Source organism: Micromonospora sp. AMSO12t (genome assembly GCF_008806585.1).
Classification (GTDB): Bacteria; Actinomycetota; Actinomycetes; order Mycobacteriales; family Micromonosporaceae; genus Micromonospora; species Micromonospora reichwaldensis.
On sequence record NZ_WAAS01000500.1, the window covers coordinates 1 to 1,406 of the forward strand.

Consider the following 1,406-nt stretch of genomic DNA (forward strand, 5'->3'; position numbering starts at 1 on the left):
GGACCGGGGGAGGGGCCGGCCGTCGTCGGGGCGTGCCCGGACCGCCTCGCGCGGGCATCGGCGACGGCCCGGCGGGCGTGGGCGGCGACCTCGGAGGCGGAGAGATTCCCGCCGACCGGGTGCCCGGACAGCCGCAGCGCGTCGGTCACCTCCCGCCAGGCGCCGGCGATCCGCTGGCCGGGGTCGCCCCGCTCCAGCCGCGCCCGGGTCAGCGCCCGGCGCATCAGCAGCAGCGCGAGCAGCGCGACCACGACCAGCAGCAGCACGCCGCCCGTCCCGCCGCCGACCAGCAGCGCCGTCGACGGTCCACCGGAGCCGGCCCGCCCGCCCGGCGCGGCGGCCGGTTCCGGCGACACGGTCGGCTCGACCGTGGGCTCCGGCACCTCCGACGGGGGCGGCTCCTCCGGCGCGGGGCGGAAGTCCTCCTCCACCGGGCGCGGCTCCTCGTCGGGCCTGGGCAGCGGGTCGAACGGCACCCAGCCCAGCCCCTCGAAGAGCACCTCCGGCCAGGCGTACGCGTCGCCGGCCCGGACCGGACCGTCGCCGGCGGCACGGAAGCCCACCACCACCCGGGTCGGCAGCCCCGTCAGCCGGCCCAGCACGGCGAACGCCGCCGCGAACTGCTCGGAGGTGCCCCGCTGCCCGCCGGCGTTGCGGGGGCCGAAGAGGAAGAAGTTCAGGTTCGGGTACGCGTGCCCGCTGGGCGCGTCCGCGACGAGGCGGTAGTGCTCGGCGAGGAACTGCTCCACGGCGGCGGCCCGCGCGTACGGGGCGCCGTTGGACTCGGCCAGCTGGGCGGCGAGCCGGCGCAACGGTTCCGGCACCCCGTCGGCGACCCGCAACACCCGGGCCACCTCCTCGCCGGCCGGCACGTCCGCCGTGGCGAGCAGGTTGGAGTCGGGCGTCTCCAGCGCCGACGTCACGTCGTAGCGCAGCCCCGGGGTCAGGCCCTCCGGGCGGATCAGCGTCCCGGTCGTCGGGTCGTACGCCACCCGGGCGCCGGTGACCTGGCGTGGGGTGGCGACGGCGGGCAGCAGCCGGCCGCTCAGCCCGGCGACGGTGATCTCCTGCCGTACCGTCTCCACGGTGCTGTCGGCCGCCGGCGCCGTCACGGGCAGGATCCGCCCCGCGTTGCGGTACGTGGCGCCGACCCGCCAGGTCACGCCGTCGTAGTCGCTGAGCACCGCCAGCCGGATCGGCACCGGGCGTGCGGCGGCGCCCGGCCCGGGGGCGGCCCCCGGCTCCTCGGCCGGCGCGGAATCCGGCGGGCCCGACCGTTGCGTACGCACGTCGAGCAGCTGCTGGCCCGGGTTCAGCGCCCAGCCGGAGATCCGGATGAGCGGGTTCTCGTCGAGGGTCTCCACCTGCGGCGGCTCGACGTACCGCCGGGGGTCCACCGGCCGGCC

At 78.6% G+C, this 1,406-nt stretch carries 1 protein-coding gene; it reads right to left on the reverse strand.

The genetic code is table 11. From position 1 onward, the window contains the following. A partial coding sequence (locus F6X68_RS32615) for a DUF3488 and transglutaminase-like domain-containing protein (protein WP_225852571.1) occupies nt 1-1,406 on the reverse strand: 1,406 nt, incomplete at both ends.